Origin of the sequence: Novosphingobium flavum, from assembly GCF_014230315.1 — a bacterium.
GTDB lineage: Bacteria > Pseudomonadota > Alphaproteobacteria > Sphingomonadales > Sphingomonadaceae > Novosphingobium > Novosphingobium flavum.
The window spans coordinates 21104-46254 of sequence record NZ_JACLAW010000004.1; the positions used below are offsets into that span (position 1 = coordinate 21104).

The 25151-nt window shown below is 67.6% G+C and carries 29 protein-coding genes and 1 riboswitch; of the genes, 17 read left to right on the forward strand and 12 right to left on the reverse strand.

Annotated elements, in window-relative coordinates; all coding sequences use genetic code 11:
- Positions 1-23: 23 nt before the first annotated feature.
- On the forward strand, positions 24-653 hold the full coding sequence (locus H7F51_RS05980; RefSeq protein WP_185663330.1) for a YqaA family protein: 630 nt from the start codon (positions 24-26) through the stop codon (positions 651-653).
- Between the two features lie 136 nt (positions 654-789).
- On the opposite strand, the gene H7F51_RS05985 is transcribed toward H7F51_RS05980, so the two are convergent.
- From H7F51_RS05985 to H7F51_RS06000, 4 genes are all read right to left on the reverse strand, one after another.
- Positions 790-1647 (reverse strand): GDSL-type esterase/lipase family protein, encoded by an 858-nt coding sequence (locus H7F51_RS05985; RefSeq protein ID WP_185663331.1) that lies wholly within the window; start codon positions 1645-1647, stop codon positions 790-792.
- A 4-nt stretch (positions 1648-1651) separates the two neighbouring features.
- Positions 1652-2851, reverse strand: coding sequence for a serine palmitoyltransferase (spt, locus tag H7F51_RS05990; RefSeq protein ID WP_185663332.1), 1200 nt, complete (start codon positions 2849-2851; stop codon positions 1652-1654).
- 8 nt (positions 2852-2859) lie between these two features.
- On the reverse strand, positions 2860-3099 hold the full coding sequence (locus tag H7F51_RS05995) for an acyl carrier protein (protein ID WP_185663333.1): 240 nt from the start codon (positions 3097-3099) through the stop codon (positions 2860-2862).
- Between the two features lie 72 nt (positions 3100-3171).
- Positions 3172-3549, reverse strand: a complete 378-nt coding sequence (locus H7F51_RS06000; RefSeq protein WP_185663334.1) for a response regulator — start codon at positions 3547-3549, stop codon at positions 3172-3174.
- Between H7F51_RS06000 and H7F51_RS06005 the strand changes: the two genes are divergently transcribed.
- From H7F51_RS06005 to H7F51_RS06025, 5 genes are read left to right on the forward strand one after another with little or no spacing between them, the layout of a single operon-like run.
- Positions 3550-3897, forward strand: coding sequence for a DUF3572 family protein (locus H7F51_RS06005; RefSeq protein WP_343061230.1), 348 nt, complete (start codon positions 3550-3552; stop codon positions 3895-3897). It begins immediately after the preceding gene.
- Positions 3894-4523: an HAD family hydrolase gene (locus H7F51_RS06010; protein ID WP_185663335.1), complete on the forward strand. Its 630-nt coding sequence runs from the start codon at positions 3894-3896 to the stop codon at positions 4521-4523. The genes H7F51_RS06005 and H7F51_RS06010 overlap by 4 nt, the downstream gene beginning before the upstream one ends.
- On the forward strand, positions 4516-4986 hold the full coding sequence (locus H7F51_RS06015; protein ID WP_185663336.1) for a RidA family protein: 471 nt from the start codon (positions 4516-4518) through the stop codon (positions 4984-4986). Before H7F51_RS06010 ends, H7F51_RS06015 begins: the two co-directional genes overlap by 8 nt.
- The gene (locus H7F51_RS06020) at positions 4958-5731 is read left to right on the forward strand and encodes a glycerophosphodiester phosphodiesterase family protein (RefSeq protein WP_185663337.1); all 774 of its coding nucleotides are present in this window, start codon (positions 4958-4960) and stop codon (positions 5729-5731) included. Before H7F51_RS06015 ends, H7F51_RS06020 begins: the two co-directional genes overlap by 29 nt.
- Positions 5732-5741: 10 nt before the next feature.
- Entirely contained in the window at positions 5742-6881 is a 1140-nt protein-coding gene (locus tag H7F51_RS06025) for a GNAT family N-acetyltransferase (RefSeq protein WP_185663338.1), read from the forward strand.
- Between the two features lie 11 nt (positions 6882-6892).
- On the opposite strand, the gene H7F51_RS06030 is transcribed toward H7F51_RS06025, so the two are convergent.
- A complete protein-coding gene (locus H7F51_RS06030) occupies positions 6893-7222 on the reverse strand; it encodes an SEL1-like repeat protein (RefSeq protein ID WP_185663339.1) in 330 nt (109 codons plus the stop codon).
- Positions 7223-7504: 282 nt separating this feature from the next.
- On the opposite strand from H7F51_RS06030, the gene dksA reads away from it, so the two are divergent.
- The 7 genes from dksA (at position 7505) to H7F51_RS06065 (ending at position 14287) form a co-directional block, all read left to right on the forward strand.
- Positions 7505-7963 (forward strand): RNA polymerase-binding protein DksA, encoded by a 459-nt coding sequence (gene dksA / locus H7F51_RS06035; protein ID WP_185663340.1) that lies wholly within the window; start codon positions 7505-7507, stop codon positions 7961-7963.
- Positions 7964-8086: 123 nt separating this feature from the next.
- On the forward strand, positions 8087-8458 hold the full coding sequence (locus H7F51_RS06040; protein ID WP_185663341.1) for a PilZ domain-containing protein: 372 nt from the start codon (positions 8087-8089) through the stop codon (positions 8456-8458).
- A gap of 76 nt (positions 8459-8534) precedes the next feature.
- Positions 8535-10016, forward strand: a complete 1482-nt coding sequence (locus tag H7F51_RS06045) for an ABC transporter substrate-binding protein (protein WP_185663342.1) — start codon at positions 8535-8537, stop codon at positions 10014-10016.
- 50 nt (positions 10017-10066) lie between these two features.
- The gene (locus H7F51_RS06050) at positions 10067-10480 is read left to right on the forward strand and encodes a DUF4112 domain-containing protein (RefSeq protein ID WP_185663343.1); all 414 of its coding nucleotides are present in this window, start codon (positions 10067-10069) and stop codon (positions 10478-10480) included.
- A gap of 156 nt (positions 10481-10636) precedes the next feature.
- Positions 10637-11332, forward strand: a complete 696-nt coding sequence (gene ctrA / locus H7F51_RS06055; protein ID WP_185663344.1) for a response regulator transcription factor CtrA — start codon at positions 10637-10639, stop codon at positions 11330-11332.
- 681 nt (positions 11333-12013) lie between these two features.
- Positions 12014-13093, forward strand: coding sequence for an SGNH/GDSL hydrolase family protein (locus tag H7F51_RS06060; protein WP_185663345.1), 1080 nt, complete (start codon positions 12014-12016; stop codon positions 13091-13093).
- Between the two features lie 429 nt (positions 13094-13522).
- Positions 13523-14287, forward strand: a complete 765-nt coding sequence (locus H7F51_RS06065; protein ID WP_185663346.1) for a sulfite exporter TauE/SafE family protein — start codon at positions 13523-13525, stop codon at positions 14285-14287.
- Between the two features lie 13 nt (positions 14288-14300).
- On the opposite strand, the gene H7F51_RS06070 is transcribed toward H7F51_RS06065, so the two are convergent.
- Both H7F51_RS06070 and H7F51_RS06075 read right to left on the reverse strand, forming a co-directional pair.
- On the reverse strand, positions 14301-14987 hold the full coding sequence (locus H7F51_RS06070) for a TVP38/TMEM64 family protein (protein ID WP_185663347.1): 687 nt from the start codon (positions 14985-14987) through the stop codon (positions 14301-14303).
- Positions 14984-15754, reverse strand: coding sequence for a glycosyltransferase family 2 protein (locus H7F51_RS06075; RefSeq protein WP_185663348.1), 771 nt, complete (start codon positions 15752-15754; stop codon positions 14984-14986). Before H7F51_RS06075 ends, H7F51_RS06070 begins: the two co-directional genes overlap by 4 nt.
- A gap of 215 nt (positions 15755-15969) precedes the next feature.
- Between H7F51_RS06075 and trmB the strand changes: the two genes are divergently transcribed.
- Positions 15970-16671 (forward strand): tRNA (guanine(46)-N(7))-methyltransferase TrmB, encoded by a 702-nt coding sequence (trmB, locus tag H7F51_RS06080; protein ID WP_185663349.1) that lies wholly within the window; start codon positions 15970-15972, stop codon positions 16669-16671.
- Between the two features lie 44 nt (positions 16672-16715).
- Here trmB and H7F51_RS06085 read toward each other — a convergent pair whose 3' ends face one another.
- Both H7F51_RS06085 and H7F51_RS06090 read right to left on the reverse strand, forming a co-directional pair.
- Positions 16716-17288, reverse strand: coding sequence for a TMEM165/GDT1 family protein (locus tag H7F51_RS06085; protein ID WP_185663568.1), 573 nt, complete (start codon positions 17286-17288; stop codon positions 16716-16718).
- Positions 17289-17356: 68 nt separating this feature from the next.
- A riboswitch (yybP-ykoY riboswitch) is annotated at positions 17357-17501 on the reverse strand.
- Positions 17502-17680: 179 nt separating this feature from the next.
- Entirely contained in the window at positions 17681-19945 is a 2265-nt protein-coding gene (locus H7F51_RS06090; protein ID WP_185663350.1) for a phosphate acyltransferase, read from the reverse strand.
- 116 nt (positions 19946-20061) lie between these two features.
- Here H7F51_RS06090 and mutS point away from each other — a divergent pair, with 116 nt between their 5' ends.
- The 3 genes from mutS (at position 20062) to H7F51_RS06105 (ending at position 23317) form a co-directional block, all read left to right on the forward strand.
- Positions 20062-22671: a DNA mismatch repair protein MutS gene (mutS, locus tag H7F51_RS06095; RefSeq protein ID WP_484549413.1), complete on the forward strand. Its 2610-nt coding sequence runs from the start codon at positions 20062-20064 to the stop codon at positions 22669-22671.
- A gap of 65 nt (positions 22672-22736) precedes the next feature.
- Complete coding sequence (locus tag H7F51_RS06100) at positions 22737-22955, forward strand: hypothetical protein (protein WP_185663351.1); 219 nt, start codon at positions 22737-22739, stop codon at positions 22953-22955.
- Positions 22955-23317: a hypothetical protein gene (locus tag H7F51_RS06105; protein ID WP_185663352.1), complete on the forward strand. Its 363-nt coding sequence runs from the start codon at positions 22955-22957 to the stop codon at positions 23315-23317. Before H7F51_RS06100 ends, H7F51_RS06105 begins: the two co-directional genes overlap by 1 nt.
- On the opposite strand, the gene H7F51_RS06110 is transcribed toward H7F51_RS06105, so the two are convergent.
- From H7F51_RS06110 to H7F51_RS06120, 3 genes are all read right to left on the reverse strand, one after another.
- Positions 23290-23583 (reverse strand): hypothetical protein, encoded by a 294-nt coding sequence (locus H7F51_RS06110; protein ID WP_185663353.1) that lies wholly within the window; start codon positions 23581-23583, stop codon positions 23290-23292. The two genes, H7F51_RS06105 and H7F51_RS06110, sit on opposite strands and share 28 nt — an antisense overlap.
- 67 nt (positions 23584-23650) lie before the next feature.
- A complete protein-coding gene (locus H7F51_RS06115; protein ID WP_185663354.1) occupies positions 23651-24520 on the reverse strand; it encodes a 3-hydroxyacyl-CoA dehydrogenase NAD-binding domain-containing protein in 870 nt (289 codons plus the stop codon).
- A gap of 60 nt (positions 24521-24580) precedes the next feature.
- Entirely contained in the window at positions 24581-25150 is a 570-nt protein-coding gene (locus tag H7F51_RS06120) for a cob(I)yrinic acid a,c-diamide adenosyltransferase (RefSeq protein ID WP_185663355.1), read from the reverse strand.
- Position 25151: the final 1 nt, after the last annotated feature.

The window sequence follows — 25151 nt, forward strand, 5'->3', positions numbered from 1 at the left end:
GGCAATAACCCAAAGGATTTCGGATGCTGCGCCGCCTCTACCAGTGGACGATGGACAAGGCCGCGCACCGCCACGCCCAGCTCTGGCTCGCCCTGTTCTGCTTCGTTGAGGCCAGCTTCTTCCCGATCCCGCCGCACCCGCTGCTCGGCCTGATGTGCCTGGCCGAGCCGAAAAAGGCCGTGCGCTTCGCTGCCATCGCCACCCTCGCTTCGGTCGCGGGCGGCCTGCTCGGCTATGCCATCGGTCATTTCCTCTACGATGCGGTCGGCGCCCAGCTGCTCCACGCGCTCGGGCTCGAGAAGTCCTTCCCCGTCGCCGCCTGCTATCTGCGCGAGGTCGGCTTCTGGCTGTTCGTGGCCAAGGGCGCCACGCCGATCCCGTTCAAGCTGTTGACCATCACCGCCGGCTTCATCGCCATGCCGCTGCCTACCTTCATCGTCGCCAGCGTGGTCAGCCGCGCGATCAGCTTCATGATCGTCGGCGTGCTGTTCCGCCTGTTCGGCGCCCCGATCAAGGCTTTCATAGACCGCTATCTCGGCACGGTCGTCGCGGTCTTCATCGTCCTCGTCATCGCCGGTTTCGCTGCCGTCACCCTGCTCGAAGGCGGCAACAAGGCCGTCGCCTCCAAGTGCGAGGCTGCCACCACGGTATGAGTGCGGCCGTTCTCCTCTCCCGCCAGCGGGATAGGTTGGGGGTGGGCGGCCACATCTCCGCTGTAAAAGCGGCCGGGAGGGACTCGCTTCGTCCCCGCCCCTTCGTCATTGCGAGCGCAGCGAAGCAATCCAGGGCCTAACGCACCGCACCCGCCTCAGCAGCCAACCGCTTGTCCGCCTCGGCCAGCGCCGCCCGCGCCACCGGCGCCATCCGGGCAAACCCGGCATGATTGGGGTGCAGCCCGTCGTCGCTGAACGCGGCGCGCAGCGAGCCGTCGCGCGCGGCCAGAGGCGTGTAGTAATCGGCCACCACCAGCCCCCGCTCCGCGGCGAAAGCGGCCAACCAGCCATTCAGCGCGCGGATCCGCGGAACGGTCCGCGCCCGGTCGTCGCTGCCGTCGCCGTTGGCCGGCGGGATCAGGCCGATGATCACCACGATGCCCTGGGCCTGCGCGAGCGTGACCATGGCGCGGATGTTGTTGCGATAGTCTTCCGGCCGCGATGGCCCGCGCTTGCCGATCACGTCGTTCACGCCGACCATCAGGTGCAAGATCTTCGGCCTGAGCGCGAGGGCGTCGGGCATCAGCCGCACCAGCACCTGCGCGCTGTTCTGCCCCGATACGCCGCGATTGAGCACATCCCCGCCCAGCGCGTTGGCGCCGAACAGCGCTGGGTCGTCAAAGCCCCAGTACTGGGTGATCGAATCGCCCATGAACACCGCGCGTGGCCAGGCACCCCTGGCGGCGATCGCGGCGTTTTCCGCCTGGTAGATGCACAGATCGTCCCAGTCGCTGGTTTCGATCCGCCGTCCGGCCAGCGTCAGCACCGCTATCCGCGCCATGTGCCGCAAGCGCGGCTCGGGCGCGGGGCAGGGGGCGTCGGTCAGTCCATCATTGGCCGGGGCCAGGCGGTTTGCCGCAAGCTGCAGAGCGCCGAGCAGGAACAGGGCCACGAGCAGGCCCCACAGCAGCCTGCCCATGATCCGCCCTGCCATGGCCTCAGATGATCCCGGCGATCTTCCCGGCCCGCTCGAACCGGCCGATGATGGTCTGCACCTGCTCGGCCGAATGCTCCGCGCAAAGCGAGCAGCGCAGCAGGGTCATGCCCGCCGGGGTTGCCGGCGGCCGCGCGAGGTTCACATAGAGCCCTTCGTGCAGCAGGGCCTCCCACATCGCGGCGCCGCGTTCGAGGTCGGGCATGATCACCGCGATGATCGCGCTCTGCGGCTCTTCCGTGCCAAGCTGGAAGCCAAGGTCCTTGAGACCCTTGTGCAGCGTCCCGCTGTTTTCCCAGAGGTGCGCCCGCTTGGCGCCCGCATGCATCAGCTTGCGGATCGAGGTCGCGGCCGTCGCCACCACGCTCGGCGGCAGGCTGGCGGTAAACACGTAAGGGCGGCAGACCAGCCGCATGATCTCGAACTTGGGGTGGTTGGAAACGCAGAAGCCGCCCACCGTGCCGACCGACTTGGAAAAGGTCCCGATCACGAAGTCGACGTCCTCGAGGCAGCCCTGGTCCTCGGCCACGCCGCGCCCGTTCGGCCCGATGAAGCCCATCGAATGGGCCTCGTCGACCAGCACCATGGCGCCATTGTCCTTGGCGACCTTGATCATCTCCTTGAGCGGGGCGATGTCGCCCAGCATCGAATAGACGCCTTCCAGCACCACCAGCTTGCCCGCGCCCTCGGGAATGCGCTTCAGGCGCTTTTCCATGGCCACGATGTCGTTGTGCTTGAAGGGCACCACTTCGGCGTCGCCCATCTTGCAGCCGTCCCAGATGGACGCATGGCTGTCGATGTCGAGCACGATGTAGTCACCCTTGCCGGCGATCGTGCTGATGATGCCCAGGTTCGCCTGGTAGCCGGTGGAAAAGACCATTGCATGGTCCATTCCGTAAAAGTCCTTGAGCGCGTCCTCGACCGCCCGGTGACCGGCATAGGTCCCGTTGAGCACCCGGCTCCCGGTCGTGCCCGAACCGAAATCGTCGAGCGCCTGCTTGCCCGATGCGATCACGTCGGCGTCGAAGGTCATGCCCATGTAGTTGTAGGTGCCGAGCAGGATCGTCTCACGCCCGTTGCAGACGGCCACAGTGGGCGAGATCACGCGCTCCATCACCAGGCTGAACGGATCGGTCACCCCGGTCGAAAGCAGGTCCTCGCGCTGCTTGATCAGGGGGTCGAACTTGCTGAAAAGATCGGTCATTTTCCGGTTCAACCCTGCAGCTTGACCACGGCATCGACCAGCTGGCCATAGGTCTCGATCTCTGCCTGCTGGTTCATGCTGATGATAATGTCGAACTCGTCCTCGATCGCCGCGACGAAGTCCATCACCGTCAGGCTGTCGAATTCCAGGTCCCCAGCAAAGGTCGTGGCGTCGGTTACGTCGACCCCCTTCTTGTTGAAGGGCGCGATCAGCGCGGCGATCCGGTCGGCAGTGGCGGCGCGGTCCATGTCAGGCTCCAGGATAGGGGCGGCGGTAATCGCCGGGAATTGGGGCGCAAAAGCGGCGCGCAGGCACAAAAGTCAAGCCACAGCCTTTTCAAGCAGGGCGCGCACGGCGGCCAGGAACGGCCCGATCGAAACCGGCTTGGCAAGGTAGCCCTCGGCCCCGGCGTCGCGGATTCGCTCCTCGTCGCCCTTGCCGGCATAGGCGGTCACGGCCAGCACCGGGATATTGCGCAAGGCCACGTCCGCCTTGGCCTGCTCGATCAGGTCGAGGCCGGAAACGCCGGCCAGCTGGATGTCCATGATGATCAGGTTGGGCACGAATTCGCGCGCCTTGGCCATCACCTCGTGGCCATCGGCCACGCCTTCCACGGCAAAGCCCTGGCTCTTGAGCACGTCGCAGAACAACTTCCGGTTGAGATCGTTGTCCTCGACAACCAGGATTCTCTTTGCCACTTGGCTCCTGCCGATGCGAATGCGCTTCGCATTCACTCCTATGCTCTGGACGAGAGGCTGACAATTCTCCGCGACCCGTCATCCCCCGCTGATCCGCAGGCCCTCGCGCTTGGCGCCCTCGGCTGGCTGCTCGAAAGCGATGCCCGCGCCGAGCGCTTCCTCGCCCTGACCGGGCTCACGCCCGACGAACTGCGCGCCGGTCTTGGTGATCCGGCCGCACTTCCCGCCATGCTGGGCGCCGTGCTCGATTTCCTCGCCGCGCATGAGCCTGACCTCGTCGGCGCGGCCGAGGCGCTGGGGGTAGAGCCGGCGGTTCTCGCCGCCGCCGGGCAGGGATTGTTGCGATGAGCCGTCCGCTGGTCGTCACCGATTGCGACGAGGTCCTGCTCCACATGGTCGTGCCGTGGAGCGAATGGCTGCGTGAGCAGCACGGCATCGCCTTCAGCCTGAACGGCAACGATTTCGTCCGGTCGATGCGCCGGGCCGATGGCGCGCCGGTCACGCCGCAAGACGTCTGGCACCTGCTCGACCTGTTCTTCCGGCACGAGATGGAGCGGCAGTACCCGATCGCCGGCGCCGTCGCCGCGATGCAGGAGCTGTCCCATCATGCCGATGTGGTCGTGCTGACCAACCTCACCGACGATCACCGCGCCGGCCGGGCGGCCCAGCTCCTCGGGCACGGCCTTGATCTCAAGGTCTATACCAACCAGGGGCCCAAGGGCCCGGCGCTGCAGCGCATTCACGCCGAATATGCCCCATCGCGCGCGGTCTTCATCGACGATATCGCGCTACACCACGGTTCGGTCGCCGAACTTGCGCCCGCGGTCCATCGCCTCCATCTGTGCGGCGAACCGCAGATGGCCCCCCATATCCGCTGCGCCCACCGGGCCGGACATGCCCATGCCCGGATTGACCGGTGGGACAGCGCCCTGCCGTGGCTGCTGGCCCGGCTCAACGGAGACGAAAATGACTGACGCCGAAATCGAAGCCAAGCTCGCCGAACTCGGGCTGACCCTGCCCGCCCCGGCAGCCCCGGTCGCCGCCTATGTCCCGGTGGTCGAAGCGGGCGGCCTGGCCCACGTCTCGGGTCAGCTGCCCTTCATCGGCGGCAAGCTGGTCACCGGGCGCCTCGGCGAAGACGTCTCGATCGAGGACGGTGCCGCCGCCGCCCAGGCCTGCGGCCTGATGATCCTCGCCCAGCTCAAGGCCGCGCTCGGCTCGCTCTCGCGGGTCGAACGCGTGGTCAAGCTCGGCGCCTTCATCAATTCCACTGGCGATTTTACCGACCAGCCCAAGATCGCCAACGGCGCCTCGGAGTTGATGGCGGCCGTGTTCGGCGATGCCGGCAAGCACGCGCGCAGCGCGGTCGGCGTGCCGGTCCTGCCGCTCGGCGCGGCGGTGGAGGTCGATGCGATTGTCGCTGTTCGCCCTGCTTGATCGCTGGTTGGCCCCGGCCCCGGCGCCGGCGCGGGTCGGCTGGCTGCGGAGGGCGATCATCGCTCACCGCGGCCTGCACGGCCCGGGCCTGCCTGAAAACGGGCTCGGTGCCGCAGCCGCCGCGATCGCGCGGGGGCTTGGCATCGAATGCGACGTCCGCAAGTCGTGCGACGGGCAGGCGGTCGTGTTCCACGATGCCGCGCTAGACCGGCTGACCGGGGAAACCGGCCCGCTGGCCGAACGCACCGCCGAGCAGCTTGGCCGGGTCCGGCTGTCGGGCAGCGAGGACACGATCCCCACCCTGCGCCGCCTGCTCGATCTCGTCGCCGGGCAGGTGCCGCTGCTGATCGAGGTCAAGTCCGATCGCGGCCAGCGGGTCGAGGCGCTGTGCCTTGCCGTTCGCCGCGTGCTCGAAGGGTATCGCGGCCCCCACGCGGTGATGAGCTTCGATCCGCGCGTCTCGCGCTGGTTCTGGCGCCATTCGCCTTTCACCGTGCGCGGCCTCGTCATGTCGGAAGAAAACGAGAAGACGATCTTCGGCCGGATCAAGCGCCATTTCAGCCTGTGGCTGGCCCGCCCGGACTTCCTTGCCTACGACATTCGAGACTTGCCCGGGCGTTTCCCGGCCGCCCAGCGCCGCCGCGGCCTGCCGCTGGCGACCTGGACCGTCCGCAGCCCCGACCTGCTCGCCCGCGCGCTCGATCATGCCGATGCGCCCACGGTGGAGGGTGCCGGCGTGCCATGAGGAAAGCCCGATGAGCGGGGGCAGGCAGATCGCAGTACACATGGCTCCCGGCGTGGCGGGCCTGCCGGCGGCCGAATGGGACGGGCTGACCGATGGCGGCAATCCCTTCGTCAGTCATGCCTTCCTCTCGGCGCTGGAAGATTCGGGCTCTGTCGGCGGGCGCAGCGGCTGGGAACCGGTCCCCCTGCTGATCAGGGCCGAGGCTGGCGCGCTTGCCGCCGCTCTCCCGGCCTACGTCAAGACCCACAGTCAGGGCGAATACGTGTTCGACCACGGCTGGGCCGACGCCTGGCACCGCGCGGGCGGGAACTACTATCCCAAGCTCCAGATCGCGGTGCCTTTCACCCCGGCGACCGGACCCCGCGTGCTGAGCCGCGATCCCAACATGGCTGCGCCCCTGCTCGCGGCGGCGGAAACGCTGTGCCGGCAGCATGGCCTGTCGTCCGCTCATGCCACCTTCATCGCGCCGGAGCAGGTGCCGCTGTTTGAGGAGGCCGGCTGGCTGCTGCGCAGCGACATCCAGTTCCACTGGGAAAACCGTGGTTATGCGGAGTTCGACGAGTTCCTCGCCACCCTGTCTTCGGCCCGGCGCAAGAACCTGCGCAAGGAACGGGCCGCAGCCCAGGCCGGGGTGGAGATCCGCCATGTCTCGGGTGCCGACCTCAAGGAAGAGCACTGGGACGCTTTCTGGCGCTTCTATCAGGACACCGGCTCGCGCAAGTGGGGCCGGCCCTACCTGACGCGCGACGCCTTCACCCTGATCGGGGAGCGGTTGGCTGACCGGGTGCTGCTGGTCTTGGCCTACCTCGATGGGGAGCCGGTCGCCGGCGCGCTCAACCTGATGGGCCAAGACGCGCTCTATGGCCGCTACTGGGGCTCGGTGATCGACAAGCCCTTCCTGCATTTCGAACTGTGTTACTATCAGGCGATCGACGCGGCGATCGCGCGCGGCCTCGCGCGGGTCGAGGCCGGGGCCCAAGGCCAGCACAAGCTGGCGCGCGGCTATGAACCGGTGCGGACCTGGTCAGCCCATTTCATGGTCGATCCGGGCTTCCGCGCGGCCGTGGCCCAGTTCCTTGAGCAGGAGCGGGCAGGGGTTGCCGCCGAGCAGGTCTCGCTCGGCGATCGCACCCCGTTTCGTAAAGGCTGAGCGGGCGCGGCTCAGGCCGCGCGCCTGGCCCCGGCGGCCAGCCATTCGCGGGCGCGACGCTGGGCTTCGGCGATCTCGCGGGCGGACATTTCATCGGCCACGTCGCTGCGGCACTGCGCCGCATCCTCGTAGCCGCCAACCGCGGCGAGGTTGAACCACTTGTGCGCCTCGATCAGGTCGCACGGTGCACCGTGGCTGCCGGTGGAATAGGCGACGCCAAGGTCGAAATAGGCGGAAAGGTCTCCGCTCGCGGCGGCGGCCAGGCAACTCGCCACCAGCATGTCGGTGGCCGTTTCGTCGGTCGGAGTGAATTCGACCGGTTTGATCCAGCTTGCGCTCATCTCACTACCCCCTGCGTGAACCGATCCCCTGTTTGCCGGTCCGATGAGGACGAAGCTGAATGAGTGTGGTCAATAATTGGTTAATGACGCGGCGCGCATCAGGACTTCCGCGCAAAATGCCTTGCGCGCGGGCATTTCCATCCACCGCAAAGTCGATCAATGCGCTTGTGCGGGAGATATGGCGCAACTATAGGCGCGAAATCTCGGCGGGAGGGCTTAACCAGCCGGAAACCGGGCATGTGGTGGATGTAGTGGCACTCGTTCCGGAGGCGCAAGAATTCCATGGTTACGTCGCTCGCAGACGACATCGATATTCTCGTTAAGGCCAAGCGCTCGATCACGGGGGACTATGTCCCGCAGGATGATGAGCCCTATATGTCCGAAGCTCAGGCTGATTACTTCCGCCGGCTGCTGCAGGCCTGGAAAAAGGCCATTCTCGATGCTGCCGCAGGTACGCTGCAGCAGTTGCAGGACGGTCCGATCCGCGAGCCCGATCTCAACGACCGCGCCTCGAGCGAGACCGACTGGGGGATCGAACTGCGCACCCGTGACCGTCAGCGCAAGCTGATCGCCAAGATCGATTCCGCACTGCGCCGGATCGAGGAAGGCGAATATGGCTACTGCGAAGTGACCGGCGAACCGATCGGCCTTGGCCGCCTGATCGCCCGCCCGATCGCGACCATGACGGTCGAGGCCCAGGAAGCGCATGAGCGCCGCGAGAAGATTTCGCGCGACGACTGATCGTTCCGGCACTCCCTGAGCGGGAGTGTTAACGGCTTGTTTGCACTAGACTGCTAGTATTCCGTGGTAGCCGCCGCGCACCCGTTCGCGACGGGCGCGCCCCGGCACTTGTGCAGTGGGACCATGACCGACTTCGACAACCGCCAGATTTCGCGCGACAGCCTGTTCATCCTCGCCGAACTGCGGGTCGACGGGCAGAACGAGACTCACCGCGTGAAGGTGCGCAACCTTTCCCCCGGCGGCATGATGGCCGAAGCCAACCTGCGGGTGGTGCGGGGCGAGAAGGTCGCGGTGAACCTGCGCAATGCCGGCTGGGTCGAGGGCTCGGTCGCCTGGGTCCAGGAAAACCGGTTCGGCGTCGCCTTCGCCGAGGATATCGATCCCAAGGCGGTCCGCGCCAATGCGGCGGCCACGCCGCTGCCGGATGCGATGATCGTCAACCGCCGCTGGGCCGCCGCGCCGCCCCCCGCCACCGCGACCCGCAAGATCCTCTGACCTGATCCGCCAGCAGGCCGCCCGCCGCCGCTTGCCCGCGCTTCCCATTGCCGCCGCCTTGGATTACCCCTTGGCCATGCGATCGGCATTTCGCAGCTTTGGCGGGTGCGTTCTGGGCGCCATGCTTGGTGTCCTCGGCGGCTGCTCCGACCATTCGGCACCCAGTCTCGACGTGGTGGTGATCGGCGCGCCGACCGCGGCCTTCGAGGATGGCGTGCGCTTGCCGCCGGCCGCGCAACTGGTGCGCGGGGCCACGGCCGAAGGGCTGGTCGCGCTTGATGCGCAGGGCCGGGTCATTCCCGCCCTGGCCGATCGCTGGATCGTGACGGACGACGGCCTGAGCTACATTTTTCGCCTGCGTGACGGGCTGTGGCGCGATGGCGGCGCGATCACCGGGGATTCCGCCCGCGCTGCGTTGCGTCAGTCTCTCGCCGCCTTGCAGGGCACGGCCCTGGCCCAGGAATTCGCCGCGATCGACGAGGTGCGGGCCATGGCCGGGCGGGTGGTCGAGATCCGTCTCATCCGCCCTGCGCCGGACCTACTGCAGTTGCTCGCCCAGCCGGAACTCGGCCTGCTGCGCGGGCGCGAGGGGGCCGGACCGATGGCGCTATCGCGCGAGGGCAACATCGCCTTGCTCAGCCCGATCGCGCCGGAGCGGCTTGGCCTGCCCCAGCCGCAGGACTGGGCCGCCGGGGTGCGCCGGATCAGGCTCTTTTCCCTGCCCGGGGCCGATGCAGTGCGCCGCTATGCCGAGGGCGGGACCGACCTTGTCCTCGGCGGCCGGTTCGAGACTTTCGCGCTGGCCCAGTCGGTTGCTAGCCTGTCGCGGCGCGATCTGCGGCTCGACCCGGTGCAGGGCCTGTTCGGCCTGGTCGCGGTGAGCGCAAACGGTCCGCTCGGCGAGGCGGCGGTGCGCGAGGCGCTGGCCATGACGGTCGACCGCGATGCCCTGGCGAGCGAGATCGGCGTCGGCGGCTGGGCGGCGACGACGCGGATCGTGGCGACCGGGGCGCCGGGCGATCTCGGGACGATCGGCGAGCGCTGGACGGACCTTGCGCTGGACCGGCGGCGGACCGAGGCGGCGGCGCGAATCAAGCGGTGGGAGGCGGGGCACCAGAAGTTTCCGAAGCTGCGGCTGGTCCTGCCCGAGGGGCCGGGGGGCGACGTCCTGTTCGCCCGGCTGGCGGCCGACTTCGCGGCGATCGGCGTGCCGCTGGAACGGGCTGCTGCCGGCAGTGCGGGTGACCTGCAACTGCTTGATATAGTTGCGCGTTATGCGCACCCGGAATGGTATCTCGCGCAGCTTTCCTGCGCCGCGCGGCGGGGCATCTGTTCGGCCGCCGCCGATGCCCGGCTGGGCGAGGCCCTGGCCGAAACGGCGGTGGACAAGCGGGCCGCGCTGCTGGCCGAGGCCGAGGCGGAGTTGACTTCGGCCAATGTCTTCATCCCGCTTGGCGAGCCGGTGCGCTGGACCCTGGTGCGCGGCACGATTCCGGGCTTCGCGTCCAATTCGGCCGGGTTCCACCCGCTCCCGCCCCTTGCCGAGCGGGGCGAGTGACCCCACCTCTGCAAGCGCACTGCAACGCAACTGCAAGGGACCGGAAAGGCATGAATAACCCCTCCGCACGTTCGCTGAACCAGGGGCTGCCGCTGGGTTCCTCACCCGAGGCGATCCGGCGCCGGGTCGAGGCGCTGGAGGGCCTGCTCGAACGCAGCATTACCGTGCCGGGAATCGGGCGCAAGGTCGGGCTCGACGCGCTGGTCGGGCTGATCCCGGTGGCGGGCGATGCGCTCGGCGCGCTGCTGGGCCTGTACATCGTGTGGGAAGCGCGGCTGCTTGGCCTGCCGAAATGGAAGATTGCCCGGATGCTGGCCAACGTGGCCATCGACACGGCCGTTGGCGCGGTGCCGGTGGCGGGCGACCTGTTCGATTTCGCCTTTCGTTCCAACAGCATGAATCTGGCGATTCTGCGCCGCCATCTTGACCGGCACCACCCCGAAACCCGAATCATCGAAGCCTGATTTGCCGCACCGTTTGCCGCAATCGGCGGAGATTCGAAGGGATTCCCGCGCTTTACGCAATATTAACCTTTTCCTTTCATAGCTCCTATGGTTAATTGCCGGGAACGTCCTCGACCAGGAGGGCGATACTGTGCGGGGCTTAAGGGGGGTACACCCATGCGAGTGCTGTTGATCGAGGACGAGCCGACTACGGCCCGTGCTATCGAATTGATGCTCACGGCTGAGGGGTTCAACGTCTATTCGACCGATCTGGGCGAAGAAGGCCTCGATCTCGGCAAACTCTACGATTACGACATCATCCTGCTCGACCTGAACCTGCCCGACATGCACGGGTATGACGTGCTCAAGAAGCTGCGCGTCGCCAAGGTCCAGACCCCGGTCCTGATCCTTTCCGGCATTTCCGAGATGGATTCCAAGGTCCGCTCGTTCGGCTTCGGCGCCGACGACTACGTGACCAAGCCGTTCCACCGCGAAGAGTTGATCGCCCGCATCCATGCGGTCGTGCGCCGCTCGAAGGGCCACTCGCAGTCGGTCATCCGCACCGGCAAGCTGGCGGTCAACCTCGATGCCAAGACCGTGGAAGTCGACGCCGCGCGGGTTCACCTGACCGGCAAGGAATATGCGATGCTCGAACTGCTCTCGCTGCGCAAGGGCACGACGCTGACCAAGGAAATGTTCCTCAACCACCTCTATGGCGGGATGGACGAGCCGGAACTGAAGATCATCGACGTCTTCATCTGCAAGCTGCGCAAGAAGCTCGCCCACGCCTGTGGCGGCGAAAACTACATTGAGACCGTCTGGGGCCGTGGCTACGTGCTGCGCGATCCGGGCGCCGAGATGGAAGCGGCCTGATTCGTTCGGGATAGGTCCGGCCGCCTGCCTGCGGCCGGAATTGACGACAACGGCCCGTGTCCGATCTGGACGCGGGCCGTTCGCTTATGTGCGGGCTGGCATAGGTGGGCAAAGCCGGGGTGCAGAATCGACGGCCGCAATTGGGGGCGCCGCTTTGAAAGCGGATGGTCAGGATTCGCCATGGTTGCTGCCATTCCCGCCACCAAATCGGCGGATCGAAAGCCGCCGTACATTCATATCGATGGGGCGCTCTCGGATCGACAGGGTTTGGGACTTTGCAGTCGTTCGCACGTTGGGCGGCGAACGGCAAAGTTCGCCAAAAGCGGATGTCCGCCAATGCCACGTTTATCTGGGGCACTCCCCAAACCCGATAAATAGGAATATTTGTTCTAATTTCTTGCAATGTGGCACCAAATGCGGTTTCTTTCCACAACCAGCAACGCAATGCACGTGCCGCTCCGGCACAACAGGGGCCGTTGCCAATGTGGAGAGACCATGCGGGCAGAGTTATTCGGGCGCGTAGCAGCGGCAGGAATGGTGCTATGGTGCGCTGGCACCACTGCCACTGCGCAGCCGGCATGGCGCGAGGCCTATCAGTCCAGTCCTGCGACGTATGAAGCCCCTTCCGAGTCATTCATCAAGTTCGCCAAAGAACATTGGCATGTTCCCATCGAACAGCTCATGGCCGATCTGACCCCGCAGCCGATTGCTGGAACTGTCCGGTATCAAGTGACCATCCAGGCGGAGGGATCGCAAATCCGGATCAGGCTATCGAATGAGGAAGGGAAGGCTTCGCTAAAGCTCAAGGCCGTCTCCGTGGGCGTGGCGGGCGGCGACTTCGTTGCGAAGCCCGGTACGTTGCATCCCGTCACATTCGGGGGCTTCTCGAGCGTCAGCGTTCCTGCCGGTGCACCCATGATCAGCGATCCGATCGCCATGCCGGTGACGGCGGGAACCGAACTGGTCGTCAGCGCCGCACTGGCCGAGCCCGCCATCAACGAAGGCCGCGGCGGTGCAGGATTTCTGCTGGCCGCGGGAGATCAGACTCTCAACGCGTCGCTTGAACAGGCCGCACCGATGAGAGGTCGACCGCTAGTGACCGGGGTGAGCGTCCTCAGTCAGGCAGCGCCCCGAGTCATCGTGACGTTCGGAGATTCGATCACTGACGGCAACCGCACCGCGCCGCGAGCGCTGCATGGCTGGTCCGAACAACTCGCACGCCGGCTTGCGATGCGCAAAGGTCGCAGGGCGTACTCCGTGACGAATGCCGGAATTGCAGGAAACCGTTTGCTGGCAGCGGGCTGGGGTGCGGCGGGATTGGCAAGACTGGACCGCGACGCCTTACGCATCGAGGGCATCTCGCACCTTGTCCTCCTCGAAGGAATCAACGACATCAATATGTCGGGTCGCAGCCCGTTCGGCATTAGCCCCACCGTGTCCGCTGACGATCTGATTGCGGGATACCGACAGGTGATTGCCCGCGCTCATGCCAGAGGCGTGAAAGTGTACATCGGTACGCTGACTCCCAACCCCGGGAGCGAGTTGACCACCGCAGACAAGGTGGCGCTGCGAAAGGCCGTCAATGACTGGATCAGGCAATCTGGCGAGCCGGATGCCGTGATCGATTTCGAGGCGATGGTCCGGGACCCGTCACACCCCGATATGTTCAAGGCCGAATTCGACTCCGGCGATCATCTTCACCCCAGCGATCAAGGCTATACGGCGATGGGCAATGGCATCGACCTCTCGCTGTTTCCCTAACTGTAGGCAGCTTCACTCAATCTGAACGACCGCTAGTGTCGTGGCAGGACGTTTGAGGGTCAGAGGCGAACGTCTCAATCTGGTCGCGAACTGCCGGAATCGGACTGTCTGCACTTGAGGGACAAAAATTGTCCGCTGAGCGTTCGGGAAGGGTCGCCAGCTGACGCCTACGCCGAACTGTCGGAATGGCATCTGTGGACGCTCCTTCGGGCTCATAACTTGGCGTTCCGGACCGTCTGACAATCGGGATCACGGCGATGCCAGCCTTCGCTGGCATGACGATTGGGGGAGCGGCTGCTTTCTCCCGCTTCACCTGCATCCCTGCCCTCCGGTCACCGTGCCGAGCGGGCCGAGCGTCGTGAAAATCCCGCTCGCGCCGGAACGGAATTAACTCTATCGAATTGCTCGACTTGGGTTGGAGGCATTCCGATGGGGCTGGGCGGACTCGAATTCGTGGACCTGATCCCGTTCATTGCGGTCGGCTTTGCCGCGCAGCTGGTCGACGGGGCGCTGGGCATGGCCTTTGGCGTGATCTCCAATACCCTGCTCGTGGCCGTGCTCGGCGTGCCGCCGGCGCTGGCCTCGCAGCGGGTTCACGTGGTCGAGTGCTTCACCACGGCGACTTCGGGGCTGTCTCACCTCCTGCACCGCAATGTCGACAAGAAGCTGTTCTTCCGGCTGCTGCTGCCGGGAATCTGCGGCGGGGTGCTGGGCGCTTATGTCCTGACCTCGCTCGATGCCTCGGTGGTCAAGCCTTTCGTGCTGATCTACCTGACGGGGATCGGGCTCTACATCTTCTGGCGCGGGCTGGCCTATCCGCCCCAGATCAAGGAAGCCAGGCACATCGCTCCGCTGGGCGTGGTGGGCGGCTTTCTGGACGCGGTAGGCGGCGGAGGCTGGGGGCCGGTGGTGACCTCCAACCTGCTGATCCAGGGCGCCGATCCGCGCAAGGTGGTCGGCACGGTCAACACGGTCGAGTTCTTCCTGACCATCGTGGTCTCGGCCACGTTCATCTGGCACCTTGGCGTGGCCGACGTGGCCGGGGCCACGCTAGGCCTGCTGATCGGCGGGATCGCCGGTGCCCCGATCGGCGCCTGGGCGGCCAAGCGGTTCAACCCGAAGCACATGCTGATCCTTGTCGGCGTGGTGCTGACCGCGACCAGCGCCTTCGGGATCTATCGGATCTGGGCCTGAAGGCCGGCCCGGTTCAGGCTTCGGCGACGCGCTGGAGGACCGCCTTCACGCGCAGCAGGGCATAGGCGACGGCGCCGAGGCCGAGGGCGATCATCAGGAAGCCCAGCGGGGAGGTGGGCGAGCCGATCATGGCCATGCCCATGCGGCCCAGCGCGCCCATCGCGACATAGCCGACGAGGGCGGGCAGCGAGGCGAGGGTGCCGAGCAGGAAATCGCGCTGGCCGATCCGGGTAAGGCCGAGGCCATAGCTGGTGAGGGCGAAGGGCATGACCGGCGAGATCCGCAGGAGCAGGACGAAGCGCCACGATTCCTCGCTGATCGCATTGTCGAACCGGTCAGCCAGAGGTGAGCGGCGAATCCAGTTCTGGACCCAGCCGCGCAGGACCGTGCGGCTGAGCGCGAAGGCGACCCAGCCGCCGAACATGGTGCAGGCGATCGAGATCGCGAGGCCCCAGCCGAAGCCGAACGAGGCACCGGCGACCATGGCGAGCATCGACGCCGGGAGGACGCCGCTGGCGGCGATCAGCACCTGCCCGAGGGCGAAGGCCAGCCAATTCGCGGTCATCGCGGCCTGGAGCTGCTCGGTCAGGGTGACGAAGCTGGCGGAGAGGCCGCTCGAGCGGGGCAGGCGGGCGAGCATGGCGCCGCCCGCGAGCACGGCGACGGCGATGAGGCCGGCCAGTCTGAGCAGGAGCTTCATGCGAGGGCGTGCACCGGCGGGCGCGCCTTGCCGGCGAACAGGGGCGAGCGGATCAGGCCCCACTTGGCGAGGCGGAATTCCAGCGCGGTCTTGAGTACACCGAGGCCATAGGTGCAGGAGCGGCGGAAATTGATGCTCGAGGCTTCCTCGAAATAGCGAGTGGGGCAGGAAATCTCGCCGGTGGAGAAGCCGTACCACGTGGTCTGCGCGAGCATCTGGTTGTCGAACACGAAATCGTCCGAGCAGGCATCGAGCGGCAGGGTTTCGAGCACCGTGCGGCTCCACGCGCGGTAGCCGGTGTGGTATTCCGACAGCTTCTGGCCGAGCAGGACGTTTTCGGCGAAGGTGAGGGCGCGGTTGGCGATGTACTTGTAGAGCGGCATGCCGCCGGCCAGCGCGCCCTTGCCGAGGATGCGCGATGCGAGGACCACGTCGTAGTGGCCCGAGGCGATCATCGAGACCATCGCGGCCACGAGGCGCGGCGAATACTGGTAATCGGGGTGCAGCATGACCACGATGTCGGCCCCGCGTTCGAGGGCGGCGGCATAGCAGGTCTTCTGGTTGCCGCCGTAGCCGCGGTTCTTCGGGTGGACGAGGGTGTGGATCCCGAGCGAGCGGGCCAGTTCGCTGGTATTGTCGCGGCTGGCGTCGTCGGTCAGGATCACGTCGTCGACGATATCGAGCGGAATTTCCTGATAGGTGCGCAGCAAGGTTTGCGCCGCATTGTAGGCAGGCAGCACGACAGCCACCTTCTTGCCGTTCATCATCGAAAAAGCACTCCGCCCGCCTATTGACCCGTGGAACGGTCTACATAACGCGCCAACGCGGTCAATCCTTCGCCGAAATCGTTTTCGCAGCGATGCGGCGAGCCGTGAGGCCGGCCGGTCGCGCGGCCGAATGCGTCTCCGGGCGGGGCGCATGGCCGTGAACGGTTGCCAAGTTCGCACCGAGCGCCTAGCCGCGCGGCCATGAGGTTCAAGCCATGACCGCGCACAAGGAAGGCGATCCGACCACGATCAACCGGCTCTATGGCCGCGCCAAGGGCAAGCCCCTGCGCGCGGGCCAGCAGGACCTGGTCGACCGGCTGCTGCCGCAGATCGCCGTGCCGGCCGAGGGCGAGGTGACGGCGGCTGCCCTGTTCGGGGAAGATCGCCCGCTGCATTTCGAGATCGGCTTCGGCGGAGGCGAGCACATGGCCTTTCGCGCCGACTTGCTGCCCGACCACGGCTTCATCGGGGCCGAGCCGTTCATCAACGGCGTGGCCCAGGCGCTGGTCCACGTGCGCGACGGGACGCTCGCCAATGTGCGGATCCATCACGGCGACGCGCTGGAAGTGCTGCGGCGAATCCCGGACGGGTCGCTCTCGTTCCTCTATCTCCTCCATCCCGATCCCTGGCCCAAGGCGCGCCATGCCAAGCGGCGGATGATGAACGATGGGCCGGTCGATCTCTTCGCGGCCAAGCTTCGGCCGGGCGGGGAGTTCCGCTTCGGCACCGACCACGCGATCTACCTGCGCCATGCGCTGATGGTGATGCGGCGGCACACCGACCAGTTCGAGTGGCTGTGCGACAAGCCGCAGGACTTCCAGAAGCGTCCCGGCGGCTGGCCGGCGACGCGCTATGAGGCCAAGGCCCGCAATGTCTACGGGCACGAGGTCTGGTATTTCCGCTATCGGCGCAAGTAGGGCGGGGCGGCGCCCCTCCCCCTGGGGGGAAGGGCGCTGACCGCTCAGACGTAGCCGGCGGTCTGGGCGAGGACCCAGAGGCCGATGGCGAGGAACAGCAGGGCGGCGATGGTCCGCACCAGCTGCAGCGGGACTTTCTTGACCAGCCCTTCGCCGAGGAAGACGGCGGGGACATTGGCGATCATCATGCCGAGCGTGGTGCCCAGGGTGACCAGCGGCGCGTTCATGTAGCGCGCGCCGAGCGCGATTGTGGCGACCTGGGTCTTGTCGCCCATCTCGACCAGGAAGAAGGCGACGAGGGTGGTGAGGAAGACGCCGGCGCGGGCGGGCGGCGGGGTATCGTCGTCGTCCAGCTTGTCGGGCACCAGGGTCCAGGCGGCCATGGCGATGAACGAGGCGGCGATGGCATAGCGGAAGGCCTGCCCTTCGAGCCAGGCGCCCACTTCCTGGCCGAGCAGGGCGGCAAGGAAGTGGTTGGCGAGGGTGGCGACGAGGATGCCGCCAACGATCGGCCAGGGACGGCGGAAGCGTGTGGCGAGGACGATCGCGAGGAGCTGGGTCTTGTCGCCGATCTCGGCGAGGGCGACCACGGTGGTGGAGGTGAAGAGGGCTTCCAGCATGGGTACTCCGGGGCCGGGCGACAAACGAAACGCAACGACATCGTGCCCCCCGCCCGGCCGGACGGAAGCGCGATGCCATTGGTCTCGCCTGAACTGGACAAGTCTGTCAGACTCGACCCGCTCCCCGTGCGCCACGGCCTCTCGACCGAGTATGTTGACGCGCGGCCCACCAATGCTGGCGGGTGGCTACTCCCCAGATGACGCTGGCGGCCCTAGCGGCATGGGCGGGGCGTGGCAAGGGCGGGCTGGCGATTCGCGGCCGTGGGCAGAGGTAAACGGCAGGGCGGCGGGCCTTGCCGCCGGCGAAATCGAACAGGCCAGCCGGGCCTCGCGCGAAGGAGGCGAGCCGGCGCTGCGGCTCGCCTCCTGATCGGTCAGCCCCTGATCGGTCAGCCGACGACGCCGGCCGCGGCGAGCACGGCCAGGGTCAGCAGGTCGGGCGCGAGCGCGGTCATCGGGGCGATCTGGACCGGCTTTTCCATGCCGAGCAGCATCGGCCCGATCACCGCGTTGCCGGCCAGCTCGCGCAGCAGCTTGGCCGAGATGTTGGCCGACTGCAGGCCGGGCATGATCAGCACGTTGGCCGGGCCCGAGAGGCGGCTGAACGGATAGTTCGCCATGATCTTCGGGTTGAGCGCCACGTCGGGCGCCATTTCGCCCTCATACTCGAAGCCCGGGTTCATCGCGTCGAGGATCGAGACCGCGCCGCGGATCGGCTCGACCCACTTGCCCATCGGGTTGCCGAAGGTCGAGAACGAAAGGAAGGCGACGCGCGGTTCATGGCCCATGCGGCGGGCGACGGCGGCGGTTTCCACCGCGATGTCGGCCAGCTGCTCGGCGCTCGGGCGTTCGTTGATGGTCGTGTCGGCCAGGAACACGGTGTAGTTCTTGGCCACCATCATGTGCACGCCGAACGGGGTGTGGCCGGGCTTGGGATCGAGGACCCGGCGCACTTCCTTGATCGACTGCGCGAAAGTGCGGGTCATGCCGGTGATCATCGCATCGCCGTGACCGAGCGCGAGCAGCAGCGAGGAGAAGGTGTTGCGATCCTGGTTGACCATCCGCTTCACGTCGCGCTCGAGGAAGCCGCGGCGCTGCAGGCGGTTGTAGAGATAGTCCACCATCTCGCCGACCAGCGGAGAACTGGCCGAGTTGTGGATCTCGTAGCTCGTCGGATCGCCGACGCCGAGCTCGGCCAGCTTGTCGAGCACCGGCTGGGTGCGGCCGACGAGGACCGGGGTGCCATAGCCGAAATCGCGGAACTGGATCGCGGCGCGCAGCACGACCTCGTTCTCCGCCTCGGCGAAGATGACGCGCTTGGGGTCCTGCTTCACCTGCTGGTAGACGTTGGTGAGGACCGAGGTGGTCGGGTTGAGGCGCGCCTTGAGGCTGGTGCGGTAGGCGTCGAAATCCTCGATCGGCTTCTGCGCCACGCCGGTATCCATTGCCGCCTTGGCCACGGCCGAGGAGACGACCTCCATCAGGCGCGGATCGAACGGGGCGGGGATGATGTAGTCCAGCCCGAACTGGTGGTTCTTGCCGTAGGCGGCCGCCACTTCCTCGGGCACCTGTTCGCGCGCCAGCTTGGCGATGGCCTCGGCCGCGGCGATCTTCATCTCTTCGTTGATCGTGGTCGCCCGCACGTCGAGCGCGCCGCGGAAGATGAAGGGGAAGCCGAGGACGTTGTTGACCTGGTTCGGATAGTCCGACCGGCCGGTGGCGACGATGCAGTCCGGCCGCACGGCCTTGGCCGCGGGCGGCGTGATCTCGGGATCGGGATTGGCCATGGCGAAGATGATCGGCTGGGCCGCCATGGTCTTCACCCAATCGGGCTTGAGCGCACCGGCGGCGGAGAGGCCGAGGAAGATGTCGGCGCCGACCAGCGCCTCTTCCAGGCTGCGCGCCTCGGTATCGACCGCGTGCGCGCTTTTCCACTGGTCCATCGAGACTTCGCGGCCGCGGAAGATTACGCCCGAACGGTCGCACATCAGGACGTTCTCATGGCGCACGCCCATCGCCTTGATCAGCGCGGTGCAGGCAATGGCCGCGGCGCCGGCGCCGTTGACGACGACCTTGACGTCCTCGAGCTTGCGGCCGGTGAGGTAGCAGGCGTTGAGCAGGCCGGCGGCGGAGATGATCGCGGTGCCGTGCTGGTCATCGTGCATGACCGGGATCTTCATCCGGTCGCGCAGCGCCTGTTCGATGATGAAGCATTCGGGGGCCTTGATGTCTTCAAGGTTGATGCCGCCGAAGCTGGGTTCGAGCAGGGCGACGGCCTGGATGAAGGCGTCGGCATCCTCGGTATCGACCTCGATGTCGATCGAGTCGACGTCGGCGAAGCGCTTGAACAGAACGGCCTTGCCTTCCATCACCGGCTTGGAGGCGAGCGCGCCGAGATTGCCGAGGCCGAGAATCGCCGTGCCGTTGGAGATCACCGCGACGAGGTTGCCCTTGGTCGTGTAATCGTAGGCCGTGCCGGGATCTTCGGCGATGGCGAGCACGGGAACGGCGACGCCGGGGGAATAGGCCAGGCTGAGGTCGCGCTGGGTCGCCATCGGCTTGGATGCGATGATCTCGATCTTACCGGGGCGAATCGTGTTGTGGTAAAACAGCGCCTCGCGCTCGGTGAAACGGACGTTGCTTTCCTCTGACACTCGCGGGGCTCCCTGTTTGCTCTCAAACCGGCCGATAACGCGGTTGCGCGCGATACGATAGGGGAAACAGCGCCGCTAGCCGTTTGTCGAATCGAAAGGTCGGGTTAAGCGGGGCCATGCACGCCCCGACCCCGCCCGGAACCACCCCGATGATGGCGCAATATCTTGCGCTCAAGGCCGAGGCCGAAGACTGCCTGCTGTTCTACCGGATGGGCGATTTCTTCGAGCTGTTTTTCGACGATGCCCGCACTGCCGCGCAGGTGCTCGATATTGCGCTGACCAGCCGCGGCGAACATGCCGGGGCGCCGATCCCGATGTGCGGGGTGCCGGTTCATTCGGCCGAGTCCTATCTGGCCCGGCTGATTAAGGCGGGCTGCCGCGTGGCCATCGCCGAGCAGGTCGAGACGCCCGAGGAAGCGAAGAAACGCGGTGGATCGAAGGCGCTGGTGGCGCGCGACATCGTGCGATTCGTCACGGCGGGCACCCTCACCGAGGAGGCTCTGCTCGAGCCGCGCCGGGCCAATGTGCTGGCGGCGGTCTGCGAGGTGCGCGGCCAGGTGGGCATCGCGGCCTGCGACATTTCGACCGGGCGGATGGAGCTGGAGGAATGTACGCCCGAGCGGATGGGCGCGGCTCTGGCGCGGCTGGGAGCGAGCGAGCTGGTCTGCCCCGACGGGTGGGAGGCGGCGCCGCTCGACGGCATCGCGCGGCCCTTGCGCGAGTTCCAGAGCGACGGCGGGCAGGAACGCCTCTGCCTGATTCACGGGGTGGCGACGCTCGACGGGTTCGGCGCCTTTTCGCGCGCCATGCTGGCGGCGGCCTCGGGCCTGATCGCCTATCTCGACCATGTCGGGCGCGGGCGGCTGCCGCTGTTGCTGCCGCCGGTCGCGCGCAGCACGGGCGCGCACCTAGCCATGGATGAGGCGACGCGGACCAGCCTCGAGATCCTGGAAGCGAGCGGCGGCGGGCGGCGCGGCAGCCTGTGCGAGGCGGTCGACCGCTGCGTCACCGGGGCGGGGGCGCGGCAGCTGGCCGAGGACCTTTCCGCGCCGCTGACCGATGTTGCGATGATCTCGGCCCGGCTCGACCTCGTGCAGTGGCTGCACGACGAGGTGATGCTGCGCGGCGACCTGCGCGCCGTGCTGCGCGCGCTGCCCGACGTGGGCCGGGCGCTGGGGCGGATCGTGGCCGGGCGCGGGAGCCCGCGCGACCTGGGCCAGCTGCGCGACGGCCTGAGCGAAGCTCGGCGGATGCGCGACTATTTGCTGCGGCGTGAAGACCGGCCGGGCCTGCTCGACGCGCTCCTGCCGCATCTGGGCGGGCATGGGGCGCTGGTCGACCATTTCTCGCGCGCGCTGGTGCCGAGCCCGCCGACCGAGCGGGCGCAGGGCGGGTACATCGCGGCAGGCTACGACCACGGGCTCGACGCGCTGCGCGAGACGGCGGGCAATGCGCGCCGGGCGATCGCCGCGCTCGAGGCGAAGTATCGTGACGAGACCGGGGTCGCCGCGCTCAAGATCCGCCACAACGGCGTGCTGGGCTATTTCATCGAGGTGCCGGCGAAACATGGCGACCGGCTGATGGCGCCCGACAGCGGCTTTACGCACCGCCAGACCATGGCCGGGGCGGTGCGGTTCAATGCCCTTGCCCTGCACGAGGAGGCGAGCCGGATCGGCGAGGCGGGCGGCCATGCCCTTGCCGCCGAGGAGGCTCATTTCGAGCAGCTGGTGGCAGAGGCCGTGGCCTCGGCCGGGGCAATCGCCGGGACGGCGGCGGCGCTAGCGCGGATCGACGTGGCGGCGGGGCTGGCCGAGCGGGCGGCCGAAGGGCTGTGGTGCCGCCCCGAGGTGGTGGACGAGGCCCGCATCGCCGTGACCGGCGGGCGGCATCCGGTGGTCGAGGCGGCGCTTTCCGCCAAGGGCGAGCGCTTCGTGGCCAATGACTGCGCGCTGGCGCCGGAGGACCGGCTGTGGCTGATCGGCGGGCCGAACATGGGCGGCAAGTCGACCTTCCTGCGGCAGAACGCGCTGATCGTGCTGCTGGCCCAGGCGGGCAGTTTCGTGCCGGCCGAGCGGGCCACGGTCGGGCTGGTCGACCGGCTGTTCAGCCGGGTCGGCGCCTCGGACAACCTGGCGCGCGGGCGCTCGACCTTCATGGTCGAGATGGTCGAGACGGCGGCGATCCTCAGCCAGGCGACCGACCGTTCGTTCGTGATCCTCGACGAGGTGGGGCGCGGGACCTCGACCTATGACGGCTTGGCTCTGGCCTGGGCCGTGGCCGAGGCGGTCCATTCGCTCAACCGCTGCCGCTGCCTGTTCGCGACGCACTATCACGAGCTGTCGCGGCTGGCCGAGACCTGCGAGGCGCTGTCGCTGCACCATGTCCGCGCGCGGGAGTGGAAGGGCGACCTCGTCCTGCTGCACGAACTGGCCGAGGGGCCGGCCGACCGCTCCTACGGCCTTGCCGTGGCGCGGCTGGCCGGGGTGCCGGCGCCGGTGCTGGCGCGGGCCAAGGCGGTGCTGGGCAAGCTGGAGAAGGGCCGGGCGGAAACGGGTGGGCTGGCTGCCGGGCTGGGCGAGCTGCCGCTGTTCGCCGCCGCGCTGCAGGCCGAGGAAGCCGAGGGCGATGCCCTGCGCGAGAGGCTGGCCGGGCTCGATCTCGATGCCCTGACCCCGCGCGCCGCGCTCGACCTGCTCTATGAGCTGAAGCGCGAGGCCTCTTCCTGAGCGCCGCGACGGGAGGCGCGGTTTTGGCGCTTCCTTAACCCGGCGGGGGCTATGGCCCGGGGGTCATGTTCGGGCCACGCCTTACCCGTGTCTTTGCCAGTCGGTGGTCCGCCCTGTGGTGGGCGGCCTCGATTCTGCTGCTCGCCTGGCAACTGGTGCCGGACGAGGACGACGCCGGCGGCGATCCGCTGCGCGGCGCGGCCAGCGCGCAGGCACAGCCCGTCGCGGCGGGCAATCCCTGGGCACTGGCGACGCCCGCTCCCACTCCGGCAGGTGAGCGCTGATGGCCTGGCTCCTGGCCGACATGCGCAATACGGCGCTGGCCGCGGGGGGGATGCTGGTCCTCGCGGTGCTGTTCGCCGACCCCAGCGGGATGGGGGGCAAGGCGGTGGACAAGGAAGCCGGGGCCCGCGCGGCGGAACCGGCGGGGGGAAGGGCCGGCACCGGCGCATCGTGGTATACCGCGCCGCAGAGCGCCGAGCCCGAGGCCGCCCCGGTCAGCCGCGCCGGGCCGCCGGCCCCGCAGGGCGCGGCCGCGGCCGATGCGGTGCACCGGCCCGAGCCGAGGGGGGCGGACTTTCCGGCGGGACTGGGGCCGCCAAGGCCGGGCGCACCGCGCTATTCGTCTTCGGTGGCCGAGCCGTAGGTCTCATCCTCGTCGTCGTCGTTGCGCTCGCCGGCATAGGCGCTCATGTCGATCCGGCCGCTCGATTCCATCTGTTTCATCCGGTCGACGAGGTCCTGGGTGCCGTCGTCATCAGGTCCGGTGCGGACCTTTTCGCTTTCGAGATCGCCGATGCCGCTGGAGGCGCGGCGCAGCGCCTCGCTGGCGAGCGTCTGGGCCTGGCTGGGCTCGTCGTCCTGTTCGGGATTGTCGGGCTCAATGTCGGGTTCGTTGGCGCTGTCGGGCATGGCGGTTCCTTTCCGGTCTTGCCGGAAAAGCGGATGCGCGCGCCTGTGGTTCCCGTCCCGATCCGCTCTAACGCGTCGGGACGGGGGTTTCGCCCGAATAGTCGTAGAAGCCCTTGCCGGTCTTGCGGCCGAGCCAGCCGGCCTCGACATATTTCATGAGCAGCGGGGCGGGGCGGTAGCGCGGGTCACCCGTGCTGGTGAAGAGGACGCGGACGATCTCGAGGCAGGTGTCGAGCCCGATGAAATCGGCCAGCGTGAGGGGCCCCATCGGGTGGTTGAGACCGAGCTGGATGCCCTTGTCGATATCGGCGACCGAGGCCGTGCCCGCGCCGAGGACGATAATCGCCTCGTTGATCATCGGCAGGAGGATGCGGTTGACGACGAAGCCGGGCTCGTCCTGGCTCTCGACGATCTCCTTGCCGAGGCTGGTGGCGAACTCGCGGGTGGCGGCGAGGGTTTCGGCCGAGGTGGCGAGACCGGGGATGATCTCGATCAGTTTCATCAGCGGCACGGGGTTGAAGAAGTGCAGGCCGATGAAGCGCGCCGGATCGGGCACACTGGCGCCCATCCGGGTGATCGGGATCGAACTGGTGTTGGAGGCCAGGATGGCTGCCGGGGCGAGGACTTTCGCGGCGCTCTCGAAGATACGCAGCTTGATGTCTTCGCGCTCGGTCGCGGCCTCGATGATGAAGGCGGCCTCGGCCATGGGTGCATAGTCGGCGGCGGGGGTGATGCGGGCAAGGGTGCCTTCGGCATCGGCGGCGGTGATCTTGTCCTTGTCGACGAGGCGGGCGAGGCCCTTGGCGATCTTGTCCTTCGCCTTGGCGGCAAGGTCGAGGCTGACGTCGGTGAGGAGGACCTGGTGGCCGAAGGCAGCGGCGGTCTGCGCTATTCCGGAGCCCATCTGGCCCGCGCCGATGATGCCGATGGTTGCCATGATTTCCCTCGTCCTTCGCGTTTGCAGCATGGGCTGACTAGCGCGGCGGGGGGCGGCTGGCTAGCGGTTTGCGCCGGGGACCCAGAGCACGTCGCCTGCGCCATTGGCGTTGAGCGTGCGGGCGAGGACGAAGAGATAGTCCGACAGGCGGTTGATGTAGCTGAGCGCGGCAGGGTTGACCGGCTCGGCCGCGGCCAGCGCGGTCATCCGCCGCTCGGCAAGGCGCGCGGCGGCGCGGGCGACGTGGACGCGGGCGGCCTGTTCGCTGCCGCCGGGGAGGATGAAGCTGGTGAGCGGGGCGAGATGCTCGTTGAGCGCGTCGATCTGCCCTTCGAGCCGCGCGGTCTGCGCCGGGGTGAGGCGCAGGGTCATCGGGCCGGGGGTGAAGTCCTCGCCCGGGGTGGCGAGATCGGCGCCGAGGTCGAACAGGTCGTTCTGCAAGCGGGTCAGCGCTGCGCGGCGTTCGCCTTCGGGCAGGGCGCAGGCGGCAAGGCCGAGGGCGGAATTGGCCTCGTCCACCGCGCCGATCGCCTCGATCCGCAGGGCGTGCTTGGCCGCGCGCGAGCCGTCGACGAGGCCGGTCGTGCCGTTGTCGCCGGTACGGGTGTAGATGTGGTTGAGCTTGACCAAA